General features: G+C 62.2%; 16 protein-coding genes. 5 read left to right on the top strand and 11 right to left on the bottom strand.

The window, feature by feature from the left end:
* Positions 1-5: 5 nt before the first annotated feature.
* The 6 genes from OO258_RS00865 to OO258_RS00840 form a co-directional block, all read right to left on the bottom strand.
* Complete coding sequence (locus OO258_RS00865) at positions 6-1,016, bottom strand: ABC transporter permease subunit (protein WP_110744900.1); 1,011 nt, start codon at positions 1,014-1,016, stop codon at positions 6-8.
* Between the two features lie 91 nt (positions 1,017-1,107).
* Positions 1,108-2,718, bottom strand: coding sequence for an ABC transporter substrate-binding protein (locus OO258_RS00860; protein WP_266028488.1), 1,611 nt, complete (start codon positions 2,716-2,718; stop codon positions 1,108-1,110).
* Between the two features lie 78 nt (positions 2,719-2,796).
* Positions 2,797-4,176, bottom strand: a complete 1,380-nt coding sequence (locus OO258_RS00855) for an OprD family porin (RefSeq protein ID WP_266028487.1) — start codon at positions 4,174-4,176, stop codon at positions 2,797-2,799.
* 227 nt (positions 4,177-4,403) lie between these two features.
* A complete protein-coding gene (locus OO258_RS00850) occupies positions 4,404-5,996 on the bottom strand; it encodes an ABC transporter substrate-binding protein (RefSeq protein WP_266028486.1) in 1,593 nt (530 codons plus the stop codon).
* A 146-nt stretch (positions 5,997-6,142) separates the two neighbouring features.
* Positions 6,143-7,768, bottom strand: coding sequence for an ABC transporter substrate-binding protein (locus OO258_RS00845; protein WP_266028485.1), 1,626 nt, complete (start codon positions 7,766-7,768; stop codon positions 6,143-6,145).
* A gap of 338 nt (positions 7,769-8,106) precedes the next feature.
* A complete protein-coding gene (locus tag OO258_RS00840) occupies positions 8,107-8,823 on the bottom strand; it encodes an SIMPL domain-containing protein (RefSeq protein WP_110744894.1) in 717 nt (238 codons plus the stop codon).
* 202 nt (positions 8,824-9,025) lie between these two features.
* Here OO258_RS00840 and OO258_RS00835 point away from each other — a divergent pair, with 202 nt between their 5' ends.
* The 4 genes from OO258_RS00835 to OO258_RS00820 all read left to right on the top strand — a co-directional run bounded on the left by OO258_RS00835 (position 9,026) and on the right by OO258_RS00820 (position 13,421).
* A complete protein-coding gene (locus OO258_RS00835; protein WP_110744893.1) occupies positions 9,026-10,282 on the top strand; it encodes an ATP-binding protein in 1,257 nt (418 codons plus the stop codon).
* Entirely contained in the window at positions 10,282-10,842 is a 561-nt protein-coding gene (locus OO258_RS00830; protein ID WP_025337806.1) for a response regulator transcription factor, read from the top strand. The genes OO258_RS00835 and OO258_RS00830 overlap by 1 nt, the downstream gene beginning before the upstream one ends.
* A 219-nt stretch (positions 10,843-11,061) precedes the next feature.
* A complete protein-coding gene (locus tag OO258_RS00825) occupies positions 11,062-12,003 on the top strand; it encodes an AEC family transporter (RefSeq protein ID WP_266028484.1) in 942 nt (313 codons plus the stop codon).
* Between the two features lie 56 nt (positions 12,004-12,059).
* The gene (locus OO258_RS00820; RefSeq protein WP_110744891.1) at positions 12,060-13,421 is read left to right on the top strand and encodes an amino acid permease; all 1,362 of its coding nucleotides are present in this window, start codon (positions 12,060-12,062) and stop codon (positions 13,419-13,421) included.
* A gap of 60 nt (positions 13,422-13,481) precedes the next feature.
* On the opposite strand, the gene OO258_RS00815 is transcribed toward OO258_RS00820, so the two are convergent.
* The 5 genes from OO258_RS00815 to gatC form a co-directional block, all read right to left on the bottom strand.
* Positions 13,482-14,525, bottom strand: coding sequence for a calcium/sodium antiporter (locus OO258_RS00815; protein WP_266028720.1), 1,044 nt, complete (start codon positions 14,523-14,525; stop codon positions 13,482-13,484).
* Between the two features lie 60 nt (positions 14,526-14,585).
* On the bottom strand, positions 14,586-14,960 hold the full coding sequence (locus tag OO258_RS00810) for a septal ring lytic transglycosylase RlpA family protein (protein ID WP_054881438.1): 375 nt from the start codon (positions 14,958-14,960) through the stop codon (positions 14,586-14,588).
* 128 nt (positions 14,961-15,088) lie between these two features.
* Positions 15,089-16,534: an Asp-tRNA(Asn)/Glu-tRNA(Gln) amidotransferase subunit GatB gene (gene gatB, locus OO258_RS00805; protein WP_110744890.1), complete on the bottom strand. Its 1,446-nt coding sequence runs from the start codon at positions 16,532-16,534 to the stop codon at positions 15,089-15,091.
* 11 nt (positions 16,535-16,545) lie between these two features.
* Positions 16,546-17,997, bottom strand: coding sequence for an Asp-tRNA(Asn)/Glu-tRNA(Gln) amidotransferase subunit GatA (gatA, locus tag OO258_RS00800; RefSeq protein ID WP_110744889.1), 1,452 nt, complete (start codon positions 17,995-17,997; stop codon positions 16,546-16,548).
* Positions 17,998-18,012: 15 nt separating this feature from the next.
* The gene (gene gatC, locus OO258_RS00795) at positions 18,013-18,300 is read right to left on the bottom strand and encodes an Asp-tRNA(Asn)/Glu-tRNA(Gln) amidotransferase subunit GatC (protein WP_003255165.1); all 288 of its coding nucleotides are present in this window, start codon (positions 18,298-18,300) and stop codon (positions 18,013-18,015) included.
* A 205-nt stretch (positions 18,301-18,505) separates the two neighbouring features.
* Between gatC and mreB the strand changes: the two genes are divergently transcribed.
* The gene (gene mreB, locus OO258_RS00790) at positions 18,506-19,543 is read left to right on the top strand and encodes a rod shape-determining protein MreB (RefSeq protein ID WP_003255163.1); all 1,038 of its coding nucleotides are present in this window, start codon (positions 18,506-18,508) and stop codon (positions 19,541-19,543) included.
* Positions 19,544-19,732 lie beyond the last annotated feature (189 nt).

Here is a 19,732-nt window from a genome sequence, read left to right as displayed (position 1 = left end):
GGGCCTCAGCGCTGATGACGGATGCGTGGGTTGGCCAGGCCGTAGAGAATGTCCACGACGAAGTTGACCAGAATCACCAGGCAGGCGATCAACAGGATGCCGTTCTGGACCACGGGGTAGTCACGGGCACCGATGGCTTCGATCAGCCATTTGCCGATGCCCGGCCAGGAAAAGATGGTTTCGGTCAGCACCGCACCGGCCAGCAGCGTGCCGACCTGCAGGCCGAACACGGTCAGCACCGGGATCAGCGCATTGCGCAGACCATGCACGAACACCACACGGGCCGGTGACAGGCCTTTGGCGCGGGCGGTGCGGATGTAGTCCTCACGCAGCACTTCGAGCATTGAAGAACGGGTCATGCGGGCGATCACCGCCAGCGGGATGGTGCCGAGCACGATGGCCGGCAGGATCAGGTGCATCACAGCATCCTTGAACGCGCCTTCTTCATCGCTGAGCAGGGTGTCGATGAGCATGAAGCCGGTTTTCGGCTCGATGTCGTAGAGCAGATCGATGCGCCCGGAAACCGGGGTCCAGCCCAGGCTGACCGAGAAGAACATGATCAGGATCAGGCCCCACCAGAAGATCGGCATCGAGTAGCCAGCCAGCGAAATGCCCATCACCCCGTGGTCGAACAGCGAGCCGCGCTTGAGCGCGGCGACTACCCCGGCCAGCAAGCCGACGATGCCGGCGAACAGCAGGGCGGCGAAGGCCAGTTCCAGGGTGGCCGGGAACAAGGTGATGAACTCGCTCCACACGCTTTCGCGGGTGCGCAGCGACTCACCCAGGTCGCCCTGTGCCAGCTTGCCGACATAGTCCAGGTACTGGACCGGCAGTGGCTTGTTCAGGCCCAGGCGTTCCATGGCCTGAGCATGCATTTCGGGGTCGACCCTGCGCTCGCCCATCATCACTTCCACCGGGTCGCCGGGGATCAGGCGTATGAGCGCGAAGGTGAGCAAGGTGATGCCGAAAAAGGTCGGTATCAACAGGCCAAGGCGCCGGGCAATAAAACTCAACATTGTCGGGGTTACCTCATCAGGCCGTGGGGCGATCAGCCCGGTACGGCAGTGCCGCCGGTCCCCGTGTGGGTGGCCGGCGGTCGTTGTTGTTCTACTTCACCTTGGTCGTGGCGAAGTTATTGTTGGTCAGAGGGCTGATCACGTAGCCCTCCACGTTGTCACGCATGGCCGTGAACACCTTGGGGTGGGCCATGCTGATCCAGGGTTGGTCGTCATCGTACACCTTCAATGCCTCGCTATAGAGCCTTGCGCGCTCGTCGTTGTCGATCACCTCACGGGCGCGGGTGATCAGCTCCTGGAACTTAGGGTTGCACCAGCGGGCATAGTTCTCGCCGTTCCTGGCCGCCTCGCAGCTCAGCAGCGGGGTGAGGAAGTTGTCCGGGTCGGCGTTGTCGCCAGCCCAACCGGTAGACACCAGGTCGGCTTCGCCATTCTTGGCGCGGCGCAGCATCTCGGCCCACTCCATCACGCGTATATCCAGCTTCAGGCCGATCTGCTTGAGGTCGGCTTGCAGCATCTCGGCGGATAGACGCGGGTTAGGGTTGGTCATGCCGCCGCCGTTACGGGTGAACAGGGTGATCACCGTACCTTCGGGTACCCCGGCCTGCTTGAGCAGGGCACGGGCTTTGTCGAGGTCGCGCGGCGGGTTCTGGTTGCGGGGGTTGTAGCCGATCATGGTCGGGGGGTAAGGGTTTACCCCCACCAGTGCGTTGCCTTTGCCAAACAGCTGGTCGACATGGGCCTGGCGGTCGAAAGCCATGTTGATGGCTTTACGCACACGCACATCGTTGAGGTATTTGTGCTGGGTATTCATGGCGATGTAGCCGGTGACCAACGCTTCGGTTTGGGCAACCTTGAGACTGGGCTCGGCCATTATCGACGGCACGTCATCCGGCTTGGGGTACAGCGCCACCTGGCACTCGTTGGCGCGCAGTTTCTGCAGGCGCACGTTGCTATCGGTAGTGATGGCGAATATCAGGGAGTCGGCTGGCGGCTTGCCGCGGAAGTAGTCCGGGTTGGGTTTGAAGCGGACCTGGGCGTCCTTGTTGTAACGCTGGAAGATGAATGGGCCGGTACCGATCGGCTTGCTGTTCAGCTCGGCGGTCTTGCCGGCCTTGAGCAACTGGTCGCCGTACTCGGCGGAGTAGATCGAGGTGAAGCCCATGGCCATGTCCCGCAGGAACGGCGCTTCTGGGCGGGTGAGTGTGATCACCACGGTGTAGTCGTCGCGCTTGTCCACCGATTTGAGCAACCCCTTGAACGCCATGCTTTCGAAATACGGGTAACCGACGCTGGTCTTGTCGTGCCACGGGTGGGCAGGGTCGAGCTGGCGGCGCAGGCTCCACAGCACATCATCGGCGTTGAACTCGCGGCTGGGAGAGAAGTAGTCGGTGCTGTGGAATTTCACGCCCTTGCGCAGGTGAAAGGTGTAGGTCAGGCCGTCTGCCGAGATATCCCAGCGTTCGGCCAGGGCCGGCTGCACGTCAGTGGTGCCAGGCTTGAAGTCGACCAAGCGGTTGAACAGCGTTTCTGCGGTGGCATCGAAGGTCACGCCAGTGGTGTACTGGACCACGTCGAACCCCTCCGGGCTGGCTTCGGTGCACACCACCAGCGGCTTGGCCGCCACCTGCGTGGCGCCGCCGAGCACCAGCGCGGCCAATGCCAGACGCAGTGGTAGCGATTTGATGAAAGCTCTCTGCATGGGTTGAAGACTCCCTGCTTGCATTGATTCCAGCGTAGCCGCCACGGCCCGCCGTGAAGCGGACCGTGGCGCCAACGGTCAGAGAATATTGAATGGAATGGTGGTGACCACGCGGAACTCATCCAGGCTGCCATCGCCCTGTGCCTTGCTGGCGCGGTGGGTGGTGTAGGTGGCACGGATGCTGGTGTCTTTCAGTGACCCGCTCTGCACCGCGTAGCTGGTGCCGATGCCCCACTCATAGTGGGTTTCGCCATCCAGGCCGTTCACGTCATACGCGGTCCCACGGTAGTGGGTGCCATCGATCCCCCAGCCGCGGGCGTTGTACAGGTTGAACTTGAGCCCCGGCACGCCGTAGGGCGCCATGTTCAGTACGTAGGAAATCTTCAGCGATTTCTCGTTGGGACCGTTGAAGTCCGACAGCAGCGAGTTCGCCAGGTAGATGCCGTTGGTTTCGTGCAGGTAGTCGAAGTACTCGTTGCCGTTGACCTGCTGCCAGGAGGCGCCGAGGGTGTGCGCCTGGTGGGTCAGGTCGAACGACAGGCTGTAGGTGTCGTTGTCGATCTTGCCCATCTTCTGGCTGCCGGCGTCGACCGTCTTGTAGTAGTTCAGGCCGGTACTCAGGCTGAGCACTGCACTGTCGCCGAGCACGTGGTTGGCGCCGAAGTAGTACTGGTTCCAGAAATCGTCGGCTTTGGTCGCGTACAGGCTGGTACTCAGGCTCTTGAACGGCTGGTAGTTGATGCCGGCGGTACTGGCGCGGTCGGTTTCCACGCCAGTGGCACTGTACTCGCTGCGGAACTTGCTGAGGCTTTGCTCGGTTCGTGGCGAGACGCGGTCAAAGGTGCCCAGGTCGAAGCTGAGGTTGTCGAATTCGGCGCTGTGCAGGAACGCGCCCTGGAAGCTGGATGGCAGCGCGCGGTTACCGATGTAGGCGATCATCGGTGTGTCCACTGTCTGGCGGCCGAGGGTAAGGGTGGTGTTGGATACCCGCGCCTTGATGTTGCCCAGGCCCAGCTTGCTCCACTGGCCAATGGGGTCGCCATCGCTGTGGGTCAGCGTGCGGTTGTTGGGGCCGGCAATCGCTTCGCGGCTCTGCTGCAGGGCGATGGCGTTGTAACCGGCCGCCTCTACGGCGATGCCCACGGTGCCCTCGGTGAAGCCGGAACTGTAATTGAGGATGGTGCCCTGTACCCAGTTTTCGCGGCTGTGCGTGGGGTGGCGGGTGCCGTCGTTCTTGTAGTACTTCCACAACGGGGCGCGTGCGGCACGCTCGCGGGCGTACCAGTTGCGGGTACTGCCGGACAGGCTCTGACCGTCGATGAAGCCGCTGGCCTGGGCCTGCGCGCTTTCACTTTTCAGGGTGACGGGGATGAAGTCCTGGCTTTGCGGGTCAGCCTGGGCCACGGTGGATACGGCACTGATGGATAAGGCCAGTGCGGTCAAGGTGAATACTCTCAAGGTTAAAGCTCCCTTTCTTTTCTAGTTATGCCGGCCTTGTGGGCCGGGTGATTGCTGCGGTGTTGCCAGGGTCGCCGCGGGATCGCCGGGCAGAATCGGGGCGTTGTGTTGGCCGTTCTGGCCTCTTCGCGGGCAAGCCCGCTTCCACAGGTAGGGCGCAGTGTCCGAACCTGTTGAGATCCTGTGGAAGCGGGCTTGCCCGCGAAAAGACCGGTACTGGCTAACGCTTAATCAACACTCACACCGGAAAAAACATTGCGCCCAAATGGGCTGACCTTGAATTCGGATACCTTGGTGCTGAGCGGCTGGTTAACCGTGGAATGTGCCACCGGGGTAATGGGTACCTGCTGCTTGAGCCGTTGCTGGGCTTGCTGGTACAGGGCGCTGCGTTGCGCCTGGTCGGTGACCTGCTTGGCCCGCTTGACCAAGTTGTCGTACTGCGGGTCGCACCATTGCGAGTAGTTGTTGCTGCCGATGGCATCACAGCTGTAGAGGGTACCCAGCCAGTTGTCCGGGTCGCCGTTGTCACCGGTCCAGCCGATCAGGGCAATGTCGTGTTCGCCGCTTTTCATGCGCTTGAGGTATTCGCCCCATTCGTAGCTGACGATGCGCACCTTGAAGCCAAGCTTGTGCCAGTCGGCCTGGAGCATTTCCGCCATCAGCTTGGCATTGGGGTTGTACGGGCGTTGCACCGGCATGGCCCACAGGGTGATCTCGGTGCCCGGCTTGACCCCCGCCTGCTGCAGCAACTGCCTGGCCTTTTCCGGGTCGTAAGGCGCGTCCTTGATACTTTCGTCATAGGACCATTGGGTCGGCGGCATGGCGTTGACGGCCAGTTGGCCGGAATCCTGATACACCGCCTGGATGATGGCTTTCTTGTTCACCGCCATGTCCATCGCCTGGCGCACTTCCAGGCGGTTGAACGGTGCGTGCTGGGTGTTATAGGCGATGTAGCCGAGGTTGAAGCCCGGTTGCTGCAGGACCTGCAGTTTGCTGTCGGCCTTGAGTGCCGGCAGGTCGGCCGGGCGTGGATGCAGGGTGACCTGGCACTCGTTGCGGCGCAGCTTCTGGATGCGCACCGAAGGGTCGACGTTGATCGAGAACACCAGGTTGTCGAGTTTCACCTGCTCCGGCGCCCAGTAATCCTTGTTGCCCTTGTAGCGGATCTGCGAGTCCTTCTGGTAGCGCTGGAACACGAAGGGGCCAGTGCCGATCGGCTGCTGGTTGATGTCGCTGGCACGCCCACTGGCCAGCAAGGTGTCGGCGTACTCGGCGGAGAGAATCGAGGCAAAGCTCATGGCCAGGTTCTGGATGAACGCGGCATCGACCGTGTTCAAAGTGAACACCACGGTCAGTGGGCCGGTTTTCTCGACCCGGGCGATGTTCTTGTCCAGGCCCATGCTGATGAAGTAGGGGAACTCGGTAGGGTAGGCCCGGCGGAACGGGTGGTCCTTGTCGAGCATGCGGTTGAAGGTGAACAGCACGTCATCGGCATTGAAATCTCGGCCTGGGGTAAAGGCCTTGTTGCTGTGGAACCTGACCCCTTCACGCAAGTGGAACGTGTAGCGCAGGCCGTCTTCGGACACCTCCCAACGGGTGGCCAGGGCAGGGTGCACGGCAGTACCGCCGCGCTCGAACTCGACCAGGCGGTTGTAGACCGGCTCGGCGGCGTCGTTGTCGGTGGCGCTGGTGTACTGGGCGGTGTCGAAACCGGCAGGGCTACCTTCAGAACAGAACACCAGGTTGTTGGCCAGCAGGACCGGGGATTGGCTGACCAGGCCCAGGGCCAGCAACGCGGAAAGGCGGGTAACGTGGCGCATGGCAAATCCTTTTTCATCTGTTCGCGCCGCCTCCGGGTACGAATGGCGGCAACAGTTCGCCGACCCCGCAGCGTATGGCCGCAGGACGACATGAAGAGGTGGCGGGGGTGAAGGGCACCCGCGATTCAGCGGGTGCCTCAGTCAGCCTATTTGTCCACGCTGACGCCGTAGAAGGAGTTCAGCGCGAATGGGCTGATCTTGAAGTCCTTCACCTTGGCGCTCATGGGCTGGTAGACGGTGGAGTGGGCGATCGGGGTGATCGGTACCTGCTCCTTGAGGATGTGCTGCGCCTTTTGGTACAGCTCGGTACGTTTGGCCTGGTCGGAAGTGGCCTTGGCCTGCTTGATCAGGTCGTCGTAGGGCTTGTAGCACCACTTGGAGAAGTTGTTGCCGTCGATGGCATCGCAGCCGTACAGGGTGCCCAGCCAGTTGTCCGGGTCACCGTTGTCGCCGCTCCAGCCGATCAGCATGGCGCCCTGTTCGCCGCCTTTGGAGCGCTTGATGTATTCGCCCCATTCATAACTGACGATCTTTGCCTTGATGCCGATCTTGTTCCAGTCGGACTGGAGCATTTCGGCCATCAGCTTGGCATTGGGGTTGTACGGGCGTTGCACCGGCATGGCCCACAGGGTGATCTCCGTGCCTTCCTTGATACCGGCTTCCTTAAGCAGCTGCCTGGCTTTTTCGGGGTCGAACGGGGCGTCCTTGATGCTGGTGTCGTACGACCACTGGGTGGGCGGCATGGCGTTGACTGCCAGCTGGCCGGCGCCCTGGTAGACCGACTCGATGATTTTCTTTTTGTCCACGGCCATGTCCAGCGCCTGGCGCACTTTCAGCTGGGCCATGGGGTTGGGCTCGCTGCTGCCCTTGATCTTGTCCATCACGTTGTAGGCGATGTAGCCGAGGTTGAAGCCGGCCTGCTGTGGCATCTGCAGGTTCTTGTCGGCCTTTAGCGGTTCGATGTCGGCCGGGCGCGGGAACAAGGTGACCTGGCACTCGTTCTTCTTCAGCTTCTGCATGCGCACCGAGGCATCAGTGGTGATGGCGAAGATCAGGTTGTCGATCTTCACGTCTTCAGGCTGCCAATAGTCCTTGTTGCCCTTGAAGCGGATCTGCGCATCCTTCTGGTACTTGCTGAACACGAACGGGCCGGTGCCGATGGGTTTCTGGTTGATGTCGGCGGCCTTGCCGTCCTTGAGCAACTGGTCAGCGTATTCGGCAGACTGGATCGAGGCAAAGCTCATGGCCAGGTTCTGGATGAACGCGGCGTCGACTTCGTTGAGGGTGAACCTGACCGTGTGCTCGTCGAGCTTCTCCAGCTTGGCGATGTTCTTGTCCATGCCCATGTCGGTGAAGTAGGGGAACTCGGTGGGGTAGGCCTTGCGGAACGGGTGGTCCTTGTCGAGCATGCGGTTGAAGGTGAACAGCACGTCGTCGGCGTTGAACGGGCGAGTTGGCTTGAAGTAGTCGGTGGTGTGGAACTTCACCCCTTCGCGCAGGTGGAACGTGTAGGTTTTGCCGTCGTCGGACACTTCCCATTTGGTCGCCAGGCCCGGGATCACCGCAGTGCCGCCGCGTTCGAACTGGGTCAGGCGGTTGAATACGGTCTCGGCCGAGGCGTCGAAGTCGGTCCCGGTGGTGTACTGCCCTGGGTCGAAACCGGCCGGGCTGCCTTCGGAGCAGAACACCAGGTTGGACGCGGCGAGGGCCGAAGGCGCACCGGTGAGCAAGCCTGCACCTAGCAGGAACGGAATGACTGCGTGTTTGAGCATGGTGGCCTCATTGTTGTCATTTTTCGATTGAGGTGGCCTCGTGAGCCGACCTGCGGATACTTATGCAGGGGGTGTTCCCAATGCAATACATACAAGGATAGTTGGCGCCAGAAATGTGGAACGAGCGTACATGGATGTCGCATCGGTATAACTTTCGGCGAAGTTAAACGTTTGCGAGGGCAAAATGATGGCTTTTTTCAGAATATTTCGGCGCGGGGATGGGTGTAGGACGCACCTTGCTGGTGCGTAGGAGATGTCTGAAATCGCTAAATTGTGCGGTTGGGTCGGGGCTCTGTGGCAGCGGGCGTGCCCGCTGCCACAGGTGTTTCGTGAGTCTGTTACGGCATCTGCACTTCAATCAGCCCGTCGGCGTTCATGCTCACCTCACTGGTCCCGGCTTCGATGTCCGGCGCCGGCGCCGCTTCATCCGCGCCCATGGCCTTCATCGCCATCGGTGCGCTACGCAGGTACGGGCGAGGGTAACCACTGCTGTTCAGGTTCAGGCTGACCACCTTGTAGCCCTTGCCACCCAGCGCTTCGGTGGCCAGTTGCGCGCGTGCCTTGAAGGCGTCGACCGCATCCTTGAGCAGTGCATCTTCGCTGGACTTGCGCGTGGCCGGGGCGATGGAGAAGTCCATGCCACCCATTTTCAGTTCTTGCAGCAGGTCGGCGGTAAGCTGCGACAGGGCTGGGAAATTGGCGCTTTCCAGGCGCAGTTCGGCACGTTCGCGCCAGCCGGTGATCTTCTGGCCCTTGCTGTCATACACCGGGTAGCTGTTGCGGCTACCCTGGCTGATCTTCACGTCCTTGACCTGGCGCGACTGCTGCACGGCCTTGTTCATGGTTTCGGTGATCTGCTTGGCAAGCTTGCCCGGGTCGGTATTCTGCGCTTCGCTGTACAGGGTCACGACCATCAGGTCGCGCGCCACTTCCTTGCTGACTTCGGCACGCAGCGATACCTGGTTGTAGCGCGGTTCATCGGCAGCCAGGGCCGGCAGGCTGGCAAGCAGGCCGCAGGACATGATCAGGGCGGCGCCGCGACGTGGGATTTGCATGTGGTACTCCTTGGCAATAAAAGGCGTGGGCTCTGGTCATCCATGCCACGCATGGCCCATCAGACCGGGAACAGTGTAGTGGGTTCACAAGTGCCATCATGACAGTGTGACAAAGTGTGGCGCTTTGCCGCATCGCTGCAGCAGGGCGCCCGGCTTCGGTATACTCCAGCCGATTTTTCTGGAGCACTCATCAGGAGAGCTCATGCTCGCCGCCGTACAACCGTTGTCCGCTACCCGCCAGAACCTCTGGCGCCTGACCGTCATTCGGGTCCTGGTCCTGGCTGCCCAGGCCGGTTCGGTGGGTGTCGCCTACTGGACCGAGCTGCTGCCATTGCCCTGGCTGTCGCTGGCCGGCACCTTGGCCTTGTCCTCGCTGCTGTGTGCCTTCACGGCCCTGCGGCTGCGCCTGTCGTTGCCAGTCACCGAAATGGAGTACGCCCTGCAGCTGGCCTGTGACCTGCTGATCCACAGCGCCTTGCTGTATTACTCCGGTGGTTCGACCAACCCGTTCGTGTCGTATTACCTGGTGCCGTTGGCGATTGCCGCAGTGACCCTGCCGTGGCTGTATTCGCTGATCCTGTCCGGTATTGCCTTGACTGCCTACAGCCTGCTGCTGGTGCAGTTCTACCCGCTCGAAGGCCTGCCGATGGCGCGGGACAAGATGCAGGTCTACGGCATGTGGCTGAGTATTGCCCTGGCCGCCGCCGTCATTACCTTCTTTGCTGCACGGATGGCCGAAGAACTGCGCCGGCAGGAGCAGCTGCGTTCCGAGCGGCGTGAAGAAAGCCTGCGCGACGAGCAGTTGCTGGCCGTCGCCACCCAGGCTGCCGGTGCTGCACATGAGCTGGGCACGCCGTTGGCGACCATGAGCGTGCTGATCAACGAAATGCGCCAGGACCACACCGACCCGCTGTTGCAGGAAGACCTGCAGATCCTTCAGGACCAGGTAAAGCTGTGCAAGGAAACCCTGCAGCAGCTGGTGCGTGCCGCCGAAGCCAACCGCCGCCTGGCGGTGGTTGAACAGGATGTCACGGCTTGGCTGGACGAAGCGCTGAACCGCTGGCACCTGATGCGCCCGGAAGCCAGCTACCGCTTCCAGCGCCTGCGCGACGGCCAGGTGCCACGCCTGACCCCGCCGCCGGACCTGACCCAGGCATTGCTGAACCTGTTGAACAACGCCGCCGATGCCTGCCCTGATGACCTCGAGGTGCACCTGGACTGGGATGCCCAAGACATCGTCATCAGCATCCGCGACCATGGCCCTGGCGTGCCGCCGGCCATCGCCGAGGCCATCGGCAAACCCTTCATTACCACCAAAGGCAAAGGCTTCGGCCTTGGCCTGTTCTTGAGCAAGGCCAGCGTGACCCGTGCGGGCGGCTCGGTGAAACTCTATAGTCATGAACAGGGTGGCACCCTGACCGAACTGCGCCTGCCCTATGGCAAGCGAGGAGATGAATGATGAGCGAAGAAAACCAAGTCGAAGGCGAAGAGCTGCCGCACCTGCTGCTGGTGGATGACGATGCCACCTTCACCCGGGTCATGGCGCGTGCCATGAGCCGTCGTGGTTTCCGCGTAAGCACTGCCAGCTCGGCCGAGGAGGGCCTGATCCTGGCCCAGCAGGACCTGCCGGACTATGCCACGCTGGACTTGAAGATGGACGGCGACTCCGGCCTGGTGCTGCTGCCCAAGCTGCTGGAGCTGGACCCGGAAATGCGCGTGGTGATCCTGACCGGCTATTCGAGCATTGCCACTGCCGTGGAAGCGGTCAAGCGCGGCGCGTGCAACTACCTGTGCAAGCCGGCTGACGCCGATGATGTGCTGGCGGCGTTGCTGTCGGAGCACACCGACCTGGATACCCTGGTGCCGGAAAACCCGATGTCGGTCGACCGCCTGCAGTGGGAGCACATCCAGCGCGTGCTGAACGAGCACGAGGGCAATATCTCCGCTACCGCGCGAGCGCTGGGCATGCACCGGCGGACCTTGCAGCGCAAGCTGCAAAAGCGCCCGGTCCGGCGCTGATTCTTGCTGGGCTTGGGCCGGCCCTTTCGCGGGCTTGCCCGCTCCCACAGGACCAGCACAGGCCTCAAGTCTTGTCGAATACCTGTGGGAACGGGCAAGCCCGCGAAGAGGGCATAACTGACAGAGGCTTCTCTTTAATCACCCCGCGATCCCCGCAAATACCAGCCGTTGGCGTATCATTAGCCACCTAACGGCAACCCTCTCCAGGATCGCTTGCGCATGCTCGCCCTTCTTATCCAGACGCTGAACATCACGGCACCGGTCTTCGCCATGCTGTTCATGGGCGTGCTGCTCAAACGCATCCGCCTGATCGACGATAATTTCAACCGCGTCGCCTCGCAGCTGGTGTTCAACGTGTGCATGCCGGCGCTGCTGTTTCTTGGCATCTACCACGCCGACCTGGCTGCAGCAGTCAAGCCCGGGGTCATCCTGTACTTCATCGTTGCCACGTTGGTGGGCTTCGCCATTGCCTGGGGGCTGGCCATCTGGCGCAGTCCGCTGGCCGACCGTGGTATCTATACCCAAGGCGCATTCCGCGGCAATAACGGCGTCATCGGCCTGGCCCTGGCTGCCAGCCTGTACGGCGACTACGGGATTTCTCTGGGGGCGGTGCTCGCCGGCCTGGTCATCCTTATGTACAACTCGCTGTCTGCGGTGGTGCTTGCGGTGTACAGCCCGGACCTCAAGTCCGACCCGTGGAGCATCTGCAAGAGCATTTTCAGCAACCCGTTGATCATCAGTGTGCTGGTAGCCACCCCCATGGCCTACGGCCAGGTGCCGCTGCCCAACTGGCTGCTGACGTCGGGCGACTACCTGGCCCAGATGACCCTGCCGCTGGCGTTGATCTGCATTGGCGGCACCTTGTCGCTGGCGGCACTGCGCGACAGCGGCAGGTTGGCGTTCGATGCCAGCCTGGTGAAGATGGTCTGGCTGCCGGTGGTCGGTACGCTGGGTGCCTGGTTGTGTGGCTTCCGTGGTGCGGAACTGGGCATTCTGTTCCTGTACATCGGTAGCCCGACCGCAGCAGCCAGCTACGTCATGGCACGGGCGGCAAACGGGAACCATCAGCTGGCGGCGTCGATCATCGTGATTACCACGCTAATGGCGGCGATTACCACCAACATCGGCATTTTCATCTTGCAGTGGGGCGGATGGATCTAGATCCTTGACTGCAAATAACAGCGACAACACTGCCTCACTGAGCTAAAGGACACTTCATGCAAGACCAGAGCACGCCCGAGCAGTTACAGCGCGGGCTGAAGAATCGCCATATCCAGCTTATCGCGCTGGGCGGGGCCATCGGTACCGGGTTGTTCCTGGGCATTGCCCAGACCATCCAACTGGCCGGCCCCTCCGTGTTGCTGGGCTATGCCATCGCCGGCCTGATGGCGTTCCTGATCATGCGCCAGCTGGGCGAAATGGTCGTGGAAGAGCCGGTGGCAGGCAGCTTCAGCCACTTTGCCCACCAGTACTGGAGCGAGTTCGCCGGCTTTGTCTCGGGCTGGAACTACTGGGTGGTGTACGTGCTGGTCGGCATGGCCGAGCTGACGGCGGTCGGGATCTATGTGCAGTACTGGTGGCCGGAATTCCCCACCTGGGCCACGGCGGCGATCTTCTTCGTGGTGATCAACCTGATCAACCTGACGCAGGTCAAGGTCTACGGCGAAATGGAGTTCTGGTTTGCCCTGGTCAAGGTGGTGGCCATTGTCAGCATGATCGGCTTTGGCGCCTGGTTGCTGAGCAGCGGCCATGGTGGCCCGGATGCCAGCGTGGCCAACCTGTGGCAGTACGGCGGCTTCTTCCCCAACGGCGTAAGCGGCCTGGTGATGGCCCTGGCGGTAATCATGTTCTCGTTCGGTGGCCTGGAACTGGTGGGCATCACCGCCGCCGAGGCCGACAACCCGCGCCAGAGCATCCCCAAGGCCACCAACCAGGTGGTGTACCGCATCCTGATCTTCTACATCGGTGCATTGGCGGTGCTGCTGTCGTTGTACCCTTGGCAGAAGGTAGTGCAGGGGGGCAGCCCTTTCGTGATGATTTTCCACGAACTGGACAGTGACCTGGTGGCGACCATCCTCAATATCGTGGTCCTGACTGCCGCGCTGTCGGTGTACAACAGCTGCGTGTATGCCAACAGCCGCATGCTGTTCGGCCTGGCCAGCCAGGGCGATGCACCGCGCCAACTGCTGAAGGTCAGCCGCAGCGGCGTGCCGCTGACCGCGCTGGGGGTGTCGGCGTTCGCCACGGGCCTGTGCGTACTCATCAACTATCTGATGCCGGGCGAAGCCTTTGGCCTGTTGATGGCCTTGGCGGTGTCGGCGTTGGTGATCAACTGGGCAAGTATCAGCATTACCCACCTGAAATTCCGCAAGGCCAAGTTGGCCGCCGGCATCACCCCGTTTTACAAAAGCCTGGGGCATCCGCTGACCAACTACCTGTGCCTGGCCTTCATTGTGCTGATCCTGGTAGTGATGTACCTGACGCCGCCGATTCGCATTTCGGTGATGCTGATCCCGGCATGGATTGCCGTGCTGTGGGTGGCCTTCAAATTGAAGAAAGCTCGGCAGGTTCGTCGGTAGATCTTCTGCGTTTTGTGGGATCGAGCGGCGCCCGTGCCGCGCTCGATCCCAACGACGCGTTCAATGTTGGCGGCGCCAGGCGCGCACGGTGGTGTACAGCAACACCAAGGCAAGCACCGGCAGTACATAGAACAGCATCAATTGCTCCAGTCGGCCGGCCAGCGGCATGCCCATGGTAAAGGCTGCCACGTGCAGGCCGTAGGCCAGGTACAGGCACAGGAACACTAGGCCTTCTGCGCGCGTGATGCGGTACCCGGAATAGAACACCGGCAGGCTCAGCACTGCCACGCCAAGCATCACCGGCAGGTCGAAAGACAGCGCATTGGGCGAGATCGACAGCGGCTCGGGGGTGACCAGTGCGGTCATGCCCAGTACGGCCAGCAGGTTGAACAGGTTGCTGCCGATCACCGTGCCCACGGCAATCTCCCGTTCACCACGCAGGGCGGCAATCAGCGCGGCGGCCAGTTCCGGGAGCGAGGTGCAGATGGCGACGACGGTCAGGCCGATGATCCGTTCGGAGAGGCCCAGGTCGGTGGCCACCTCCACCGCGGCCTCGAGCAGCAGGTGGCCGGCCAGGCTGAGCAGGCCAAAACCGGTCAGCACTTGCAGCAGTGTGCCTGACCAGAAGCGTCCAGCACTGGCTCTGGCCGTGTCCGGAGCAGGGTAGGTACGTGCGTAGTGGCGGGACTGGTGCCAGAGCATCGCCAGGTAACAGGCCAGGCTCAGCAGCAGGACCACCCCTTCGACGCGCCCCAGGTGGCCATTGGCAGACAACGCATAGACCAGCCCACTGGCGGCGATCATCAGCGGTATGTCCAGGCGCACCAGTTGCCGCGACACGCGCAGCGGGATGATCAGGGCCGCCAGCCCGAGTATCACAAGTACGTTGAAGATATTGCTGCCGACCACGCTGCCGACCGCCACGTCTGGCGCGCCCTGGTAGGCTGCCTGCAGGCTTACGGTCAGTTGCGGGGCGGTGCTGCCAAAGGCCACCAGGCTGAGGCCGATGATCAGCGGGCGAACGTGCAGGCGCTGCGCCAGGCGCAAAGCTGCGCGCACCAGCAGTTCGGCGCCGCCTACCAGCAACAGCAGGGCGATGCCCAGTTGCAGCAGGCTGAAAGTAGGAAGGGTGGCCAAGTCGAAAATGGTCGGACTCCTGTCGCGTCAGTCGCTAAGCCCTTGTACTCGCACGCGAGCCGTTCCGCTACGGAGCATGCCGATTTTTTCTGCGGCGGCGCGTGACAGGTCAATCAGGCGGCCGCGGGTGTGCGGGCCACGGTCGTTGATGCGTACCACCACGCTGCGCTGGTTGGCCATATTGGTAACCAGTACGCGGCTGCCGAAGGGCAGGCTGCGATGGGCGGCGGTCAGCCCGTGCTGGTTGAACGGTTCGCCACTGGCGGTGCGTTTGCCATGGTGGCGCGAGCCGTAGTAGGAAGCAGTGCCCGTCTGGTCGTAGCCGCGCGGGTCGATGTCATGGCTGGCGCAGCCGGCCAGGAAAGAAAACAGGGCGAGGGTGCCGAGGGATCGTTTTAGCAAGTCAGGTGCTCTCCGGTGCGGCCATTCGCGGGTAAACCCGCTCCTACAGGTAAAGCGCTGGCTTGTGCAGGAGCGGCTCTAGCCGCGAACGAGGGCAAAGCCCTCGCAGCATTACAGGGGTAAAACAATCACCCTTCGAGCTTGGCTTTGAGCAATTGGTTCACCTGCCCCGGGTTGGCCTTGCCTTTGGAGGCTTTCATGGCCTGGCCGACGAAGAAGCCGAACATCTTGCCGCGCTTGGCCTCGTCAGCCGCGCGGTACTGTTCGACCTGCTCGGCGTTTGCAGCCAGCATTTCGTCGAGCATCTTGTCGATCGCACCGGTATCGGTGACCTGCTTCAGGCCTTTGCTCTCGATGATGCTGTCGGCATCCCCTTCGCCGGCAGCCATGGCCTCGAACACGGTCTTGGCGATCTTGCCGCTGATGGTGTTGTCGCGGATGCGCAGCAGCATGCCACCCAGTTGCGCGGCGCTGACCGGCGCCTGGTCGATCTCGACACCCAGCTTGTTCAGCAGGCTGCCCAGTTCGACCATGACCCAGTTGGCGGCCAGCTTGGCGTCGCCACCCGTCTTCACCACTTCTTCAAAGTAGTCCGCCTGCTCGCGGCTGGACGCCAGCACGTTGGCGTCGTAGGCCGACAGGCCATACTGGCTCTGGAAGCGCTCGACTTTTTGCGGTGGCAGCTCCGGCAGGCCGGCGCGGATGGTTTCGAGGTAGCTGTCCTCGATCACCACCGGCAGCAGGTCCGGGTCGGGGAAGTAACGGTAGTCGTTGGCTTCCTCCTTGCTGCGCATGGAGCGGGTCTCGTCCTTGTTCGGGTCGTACAGGCGGGTTTCCTGTACCACCTTGCCGCCGTCTTCGATCAGGTCGATCTGGCGCTGGATCTCGCTGTTGATCGCACGCTCGATGAAGCGGAACGAGTTGACGTTCTTGATCTCGCAGCGGGTACCGAATTCGGCCTGGCCCTTCGGGCGGATCGACACGTTGCAGTCGCAACGCAGTGAGCCTTCTGCCATGTTGCCGTCACAGATGCCCAGGTAGCGCACCAGCGCGTGGATCGCCTTGACGTAGGCAACGGCTTCCTTGGCGCTGCGCATGTCAGGCTCGGAAACGATTTCCAGCAGCGGGGTGCCGGCACGGTTCAGGTCGATGCCGGTGGAGCCGCTGAAGTCTTCGTGCAGGCTCTTGCCGGCGTCTTCTTCCAGGTGCGCGCGGGTTACGCCGATGCGCTTGATGGTGCCGTCTTCCAGGGCGATGTCCAGGTGGCCCTTGCCGACGATCGGCAGGTCCATCTGGCTGATCTGGTAACCCTTGGGCAGGTCCGGGTAAAAGTAGTTCTTGCGCGCGAACACGTTGCGCTTGCCAATTTCGGCGTCGATCGCCAGGCCGAACATGCACGCCATGCGCACGGCTTCCTGGTTCAGCACCGGCAGTACGCCAGGCATGCCAAGGTCAACCAGGCTGGCCTGGGTATTCGGCTCGGAGCCGAAGGTGGTGGCGCTGCCGGAGAAGATCTTCGACTGGGTGGCGAGCTGAGTGTGGATTTCCAGCCCGATCACAACTTCCCATTGCATGTGTGAATTCCTCAGAAGCCGTTGGGGGCGCGGGTGTGCCAGTCGGTCACTTGCTGGTAGCGGTGCGCGACGTTGAGCAGGCGGCCTTCTTGGAAGTAGGGCGCCAGCAGTTGTACGCCGACCGGCAGGCCGTCGACGAAGCCAGCTGGCATCGACAGGCCCGGCAGGCCCGCCAGGTTGGCGGTGATGGTGTAGACGTCTTCCAGGTAGGCGGCGACCGGGTCGCTGCTCTTGGCGCCGAGCTTCCAGGCCGGGTTAGGCGTGGTCGGGCCGAGGATCAGGTCGACATCGTTGAAGGCAGCCATGAAGTCGTTCTTGATCAGGCGGCGGATCTGCTGTGCCTTTACGTAGTAGGCGTCGTAGTAGCCGGCCGACAGGGCGTAAGTACCGACCATGATGCGACGTTGTACTTCCACGCCGAAGCCTTCGCCACGCGAACGCTTGTACAGGTCGGTGAGGTCTTTCGGTTCTTCGCAGCGGTAGCCGAAGCGCACACCGTCGAAGCGCGACAGGTTGGAAGAGGCTTCCGCCGGAGCGATCACGTAGTAGGCCGGAATGGCGTGCTGCATGTTCGGCAGGCTGATTTCCTTGACCACGGCACCGAGCTTTTCCAGCTCCTTGACGCTGGCCTGGACCAGCTCAGCGATGCGCGGGTCGAGGCCGGCACCGAAGTACTCCTTTGGCAGGCCGATGCGCAGGCCCTGCAGCGAAGCATTGAGGCTGGCGCTGTAGTCCGGCACGGGTTCTTCGATGCTGGTGGAGTCCTTGGCGTCGAAACCGGCCATGCCTTGCAGCAGCAGGGCGCAGTCCTCGGCAGTACGGGCCAGCGGGCCGCCCTGGTCGAGGCTGGAGGCATAGGCGATCATGCCCCAGCGCGAAACACGACCGTACGTCGGTTTCAGGCCAGTGAGGTTGGTCAGTGCCGCCGGTTGACGGATCGAACCGCCGGTATCGGTGCCGGTGGTGGCCGGCAGCAGGCGTGCAGCCACAGCGGCAGCCGAGCCGCCCGACGAACCACCCGGCACATGTTCGAGGTTCCACGGGTTCTTCACCGCGCCGTAGTGGCTGGATTCGTTGGCCGAACCCATGGCGAATTCGTCCATGTTGGTCTTGCCCAGGGTGACCATGCCGGCTTCGGCCAGTTTGGCGACCACGGTGGCGTCATAGGGCGCCTTGAAGTTGTCGAGCATCTTCGAGCCGCAGCTGGTGCGTACGCCGTTGGTGCAGAACAAATCCTTGTGGGCGATCGGCGCGCCCAGCAGCGCGCCGCTCTCGCCGGCGGCGCGACGGGCGTCGGCGGCGCGTGCCTGGTCCAGGGCCAGGTCTTCGGTGATGCTGATGAAGCTGTTGATCTGTGGGTCGAGCTGCTTGATGCGCGCCAGCAGCGCGCCGGTCAGCTCTTCGGAGGAAAACGACTTGTCGGCGAGTCCGCGGGCGATCTCGGCCAGGGTCAATTGATGCATGGCAGGCTCTATCCCTTACTCGATGACTTTGGGAACCAGGTACAGACCGCTTTCGGTCGATGGCGCGATTGCCTGGTAGGCGTCGCGTTGGTTGCTTTCGGTGACCTGATCGGGGCGCAAGCGCTGGCTGGCCTCCAGTGGGTGGGCCAGGGGCTCGATGCCCGTGGTGTCGACCGCTTGCATCTGGTCGACCAGGCCGAGAATGCTGTTCAGGGCGTCAGTAATGCGTGGCAGTTCGCCATCATTCAGGCCCAGGCGGGCCAGATGGGCGATCTTTTCCACGTCGCAGCGTTCAAGCGCCATGAGGATCTCCAGGGGAAACAAAGAACGGAATTTGGGTCCGCAGTGAGGAACATGTCAGCTTTCTGACGGTCTAACGGCCGCGAATTTCTGCTGGCGTGCTCGGAAAAACAGCCAATTTAACATATTGGCTCCTTGCCCAAAATCCCTGCCATTGTTAGAGTTTGCCGCACTTTTTTACCCACGCTTTCCCCAGGGTCACTTTCCCATGTTCAAGAAACTGCGTGGCATGTTTTCCAGCGATCTTTCCATCGACCTGGGTACTGCCAACACCCTTATTTACGTGCGTGAGCGCGGTATCGTCCTGAATGAGCCCTCGGTTGTTGCCATCCGTACCCATGGCAACCAGAAAAGCGTCGTCGCCGTCGGTACCGAAGCCAAACGCATGCTGGGCCGTACGCCTGGCAACATTGCAGCCATTCGTCCGATGAAGGACGGCGTCATCGCCGACTTCAGCGTCTGCGAAAAAATGTTGCAATACTTTATCAACAAGGTTCACGAGAACAGCTTCCTGCAGCCAAGCCCGCGCGTGCTGATCTGTGTACCGTGCAAGTCGACCCAGGTAGAGCGCCGCGCCATTCGCGAGTCGGCCCTGGGTGCCGGTGCCCGTGAAGTGTTCCTGATCGAAGAGCCGATGGCCGCTGCCATTGGTGCCGGCCTGCCGGTCGAAGAGGCCCGCGGTTCGATGGTCGTCGACATTGGTGGTGGTACCACTGAAATCGCCCTGATCTCGCTGAACGGTGTGGTCTATGCCGAATCCGTCCGCGTTGGCGGCGACCGCTTCGACGAAGCCATCGTCACCTACGTGCGTCGCAACTATGGCAGCCTGATCGGCGAATCCACCGCCGAGCGTATCAAGCAGGAAATCGGTACTGCCTACCCGGGCGGCGAAGTCCGTGAAGTCGACGTGCGTGGCCGTAACCTGGCCGAGGGCGTACCGCGTGCCTTCACCCTCAACTCCAACGAAGTGCTCGAAGCGTTGCAGGAATCGCTGGCGACCATCGTCCAGGCGGTCAAGAGCGCCCTGGAGCAATCGCCGCCCGAACTGGCCTCGGACATCGCCGAGCGTGGCCTGGTGCTGACCGGTGGCGGTGCGCTGCTGCGTGACCTCGACAAGCTGCTGGCCCAGGAAACCGGCCTGCCAGTGATCGTCGCCGAGGACCCGCTGACCTGTGTCGCCCGTGGCGGCGGTCGCGCCCTGGAGATGATGGACAAGCATGCGATGGACCTGCTCTCCAGCGAGTGATTCCGCTCGCTGTTCACGAGCGCCCGGTTTACAGGTAGTACGCACAGTGCTACCTGTATGTGCTGGGCTGGCGCCCGTTCGGGCGCCGTATCCGTCAATCCGCAACCAGGCTGGTGCGTTGTCCCATGTCCAATGACCTCCTGAGTCGTCCACGAGGAACGGCCCATTAAACCGCTTTTCTCCAAGGGC

This window comes from Pseudomonas sp. DCB_BI (assembly GCF_026240995.1).
Classification (GTDB): domain Bacteria; phylum Pseudomonadota; class Gammaproteobacteria; order Pseudomonadales; family Pseudomonadaceae; genus Aquipseudomonas.
Note: the sequence above shows the minus strand (reverse complement) of the source record. Positions and strands in the feature narration are given on the sequence as shown.

What these genes read in the sequence shown, in the direction of transcription:
- OO258_RS00840 (WP_110744894.1), bottom strand. Translation starts at nt 8,823, where the DNA reads ATGCAAATCCCACGTCGCGGCGCCGCCCTGATCATGTCCTGCGGCCTG.
- OO258_RS00835 (WP_110744893.1), top strand. Translation starts at nt 9,026, where the DNA reads ATGCTCGCCGCCGTACAACCGTTGTCCGCTACCCGCCAGAACCTCTGG.
- gatC (WP_003255165.1), bottom strand. Translation starts at nt 18,300, where the DNA reads ATGGCGCTTGAACGCTGCGACGTGGAAAAGATCGCCCATCTGGCCCGC.
- gatB (WP_110744890.1), bottom strand. Translation starts at nt 16,534, where the DNA reads ATGCAATGGGAAGTTGTGATCGGGCTGGAAATCCACACTCAGCTCGCC.
- OO258_RS00860 (WP_266028488.1), bottom strand. Translation starts at nt 2,718, where the DNA reads ATGCAGAGAGCTTTCATCAAATCGCTACCACTGCGTCTGGCATTGGCC.
- mreB (WP_003255163.1), top strand. Translation starts at nt 18,506, where the DNA reads ATGTTCAAGAAACTGCGTGGCATGTTTTCCAGCGATCTTTCCATCGAC.
- gatA (WP_110744889.1), bottom strand. Translation starts at nt 17,997, where the DNA reads ATGCATCAATTGACCCTGGCCGAGATCGCCCGCGGACTCGCCGACAAG.
- OO258_RS00830 (WP_025337806.1), top strand. Translation starts at nt 10,282, where the DNA reads ATGAGCGAAGAAAACCAAGTCGAAGGCGAAGAGCTGCCGCACCTGCTG.
- OO258_RS00825 (WP_266028484.1), top strand. Translation starts at nt 11,062, where the DNA reads ATGCTCGCCCTTCTTATCCAGACGCTGAACATCACGGCACCGGTCTTC.
- OO258_RS00865 (WP_110744900.1), bottom strand. Translation starts at nt 1,016, where the DNA reads ATGTTGAGTTTTATTGCCCGGCGCCTTGGCCTGTTGATACCGACCTTT.
- OO258_RS00820 (WP_110744891.1), top strand. Translation starts at nt 12,060, where the DNA reads ATGCAAGACCAGAGCACGCCCGAGCAGTTACAGCGCGGGCTGAAGAAT.
- OO258_RS00850 (WP_266028486.1), bottom strand. Translation starts at nt 5,996, where the DNA reads ATGCGCCACGTTACCCGCCTTTCCGCGTTGCTGGCCCTGGGCCTGGTC.
- OO258_RS00845 (WP_266028485.1), bottom strand. Translation starts at nt 7,768, where the DNA reads ATGCTCAAACACGCAGTCATTCCGTTCCTGCTAGGTGCAGGCTTGCTC.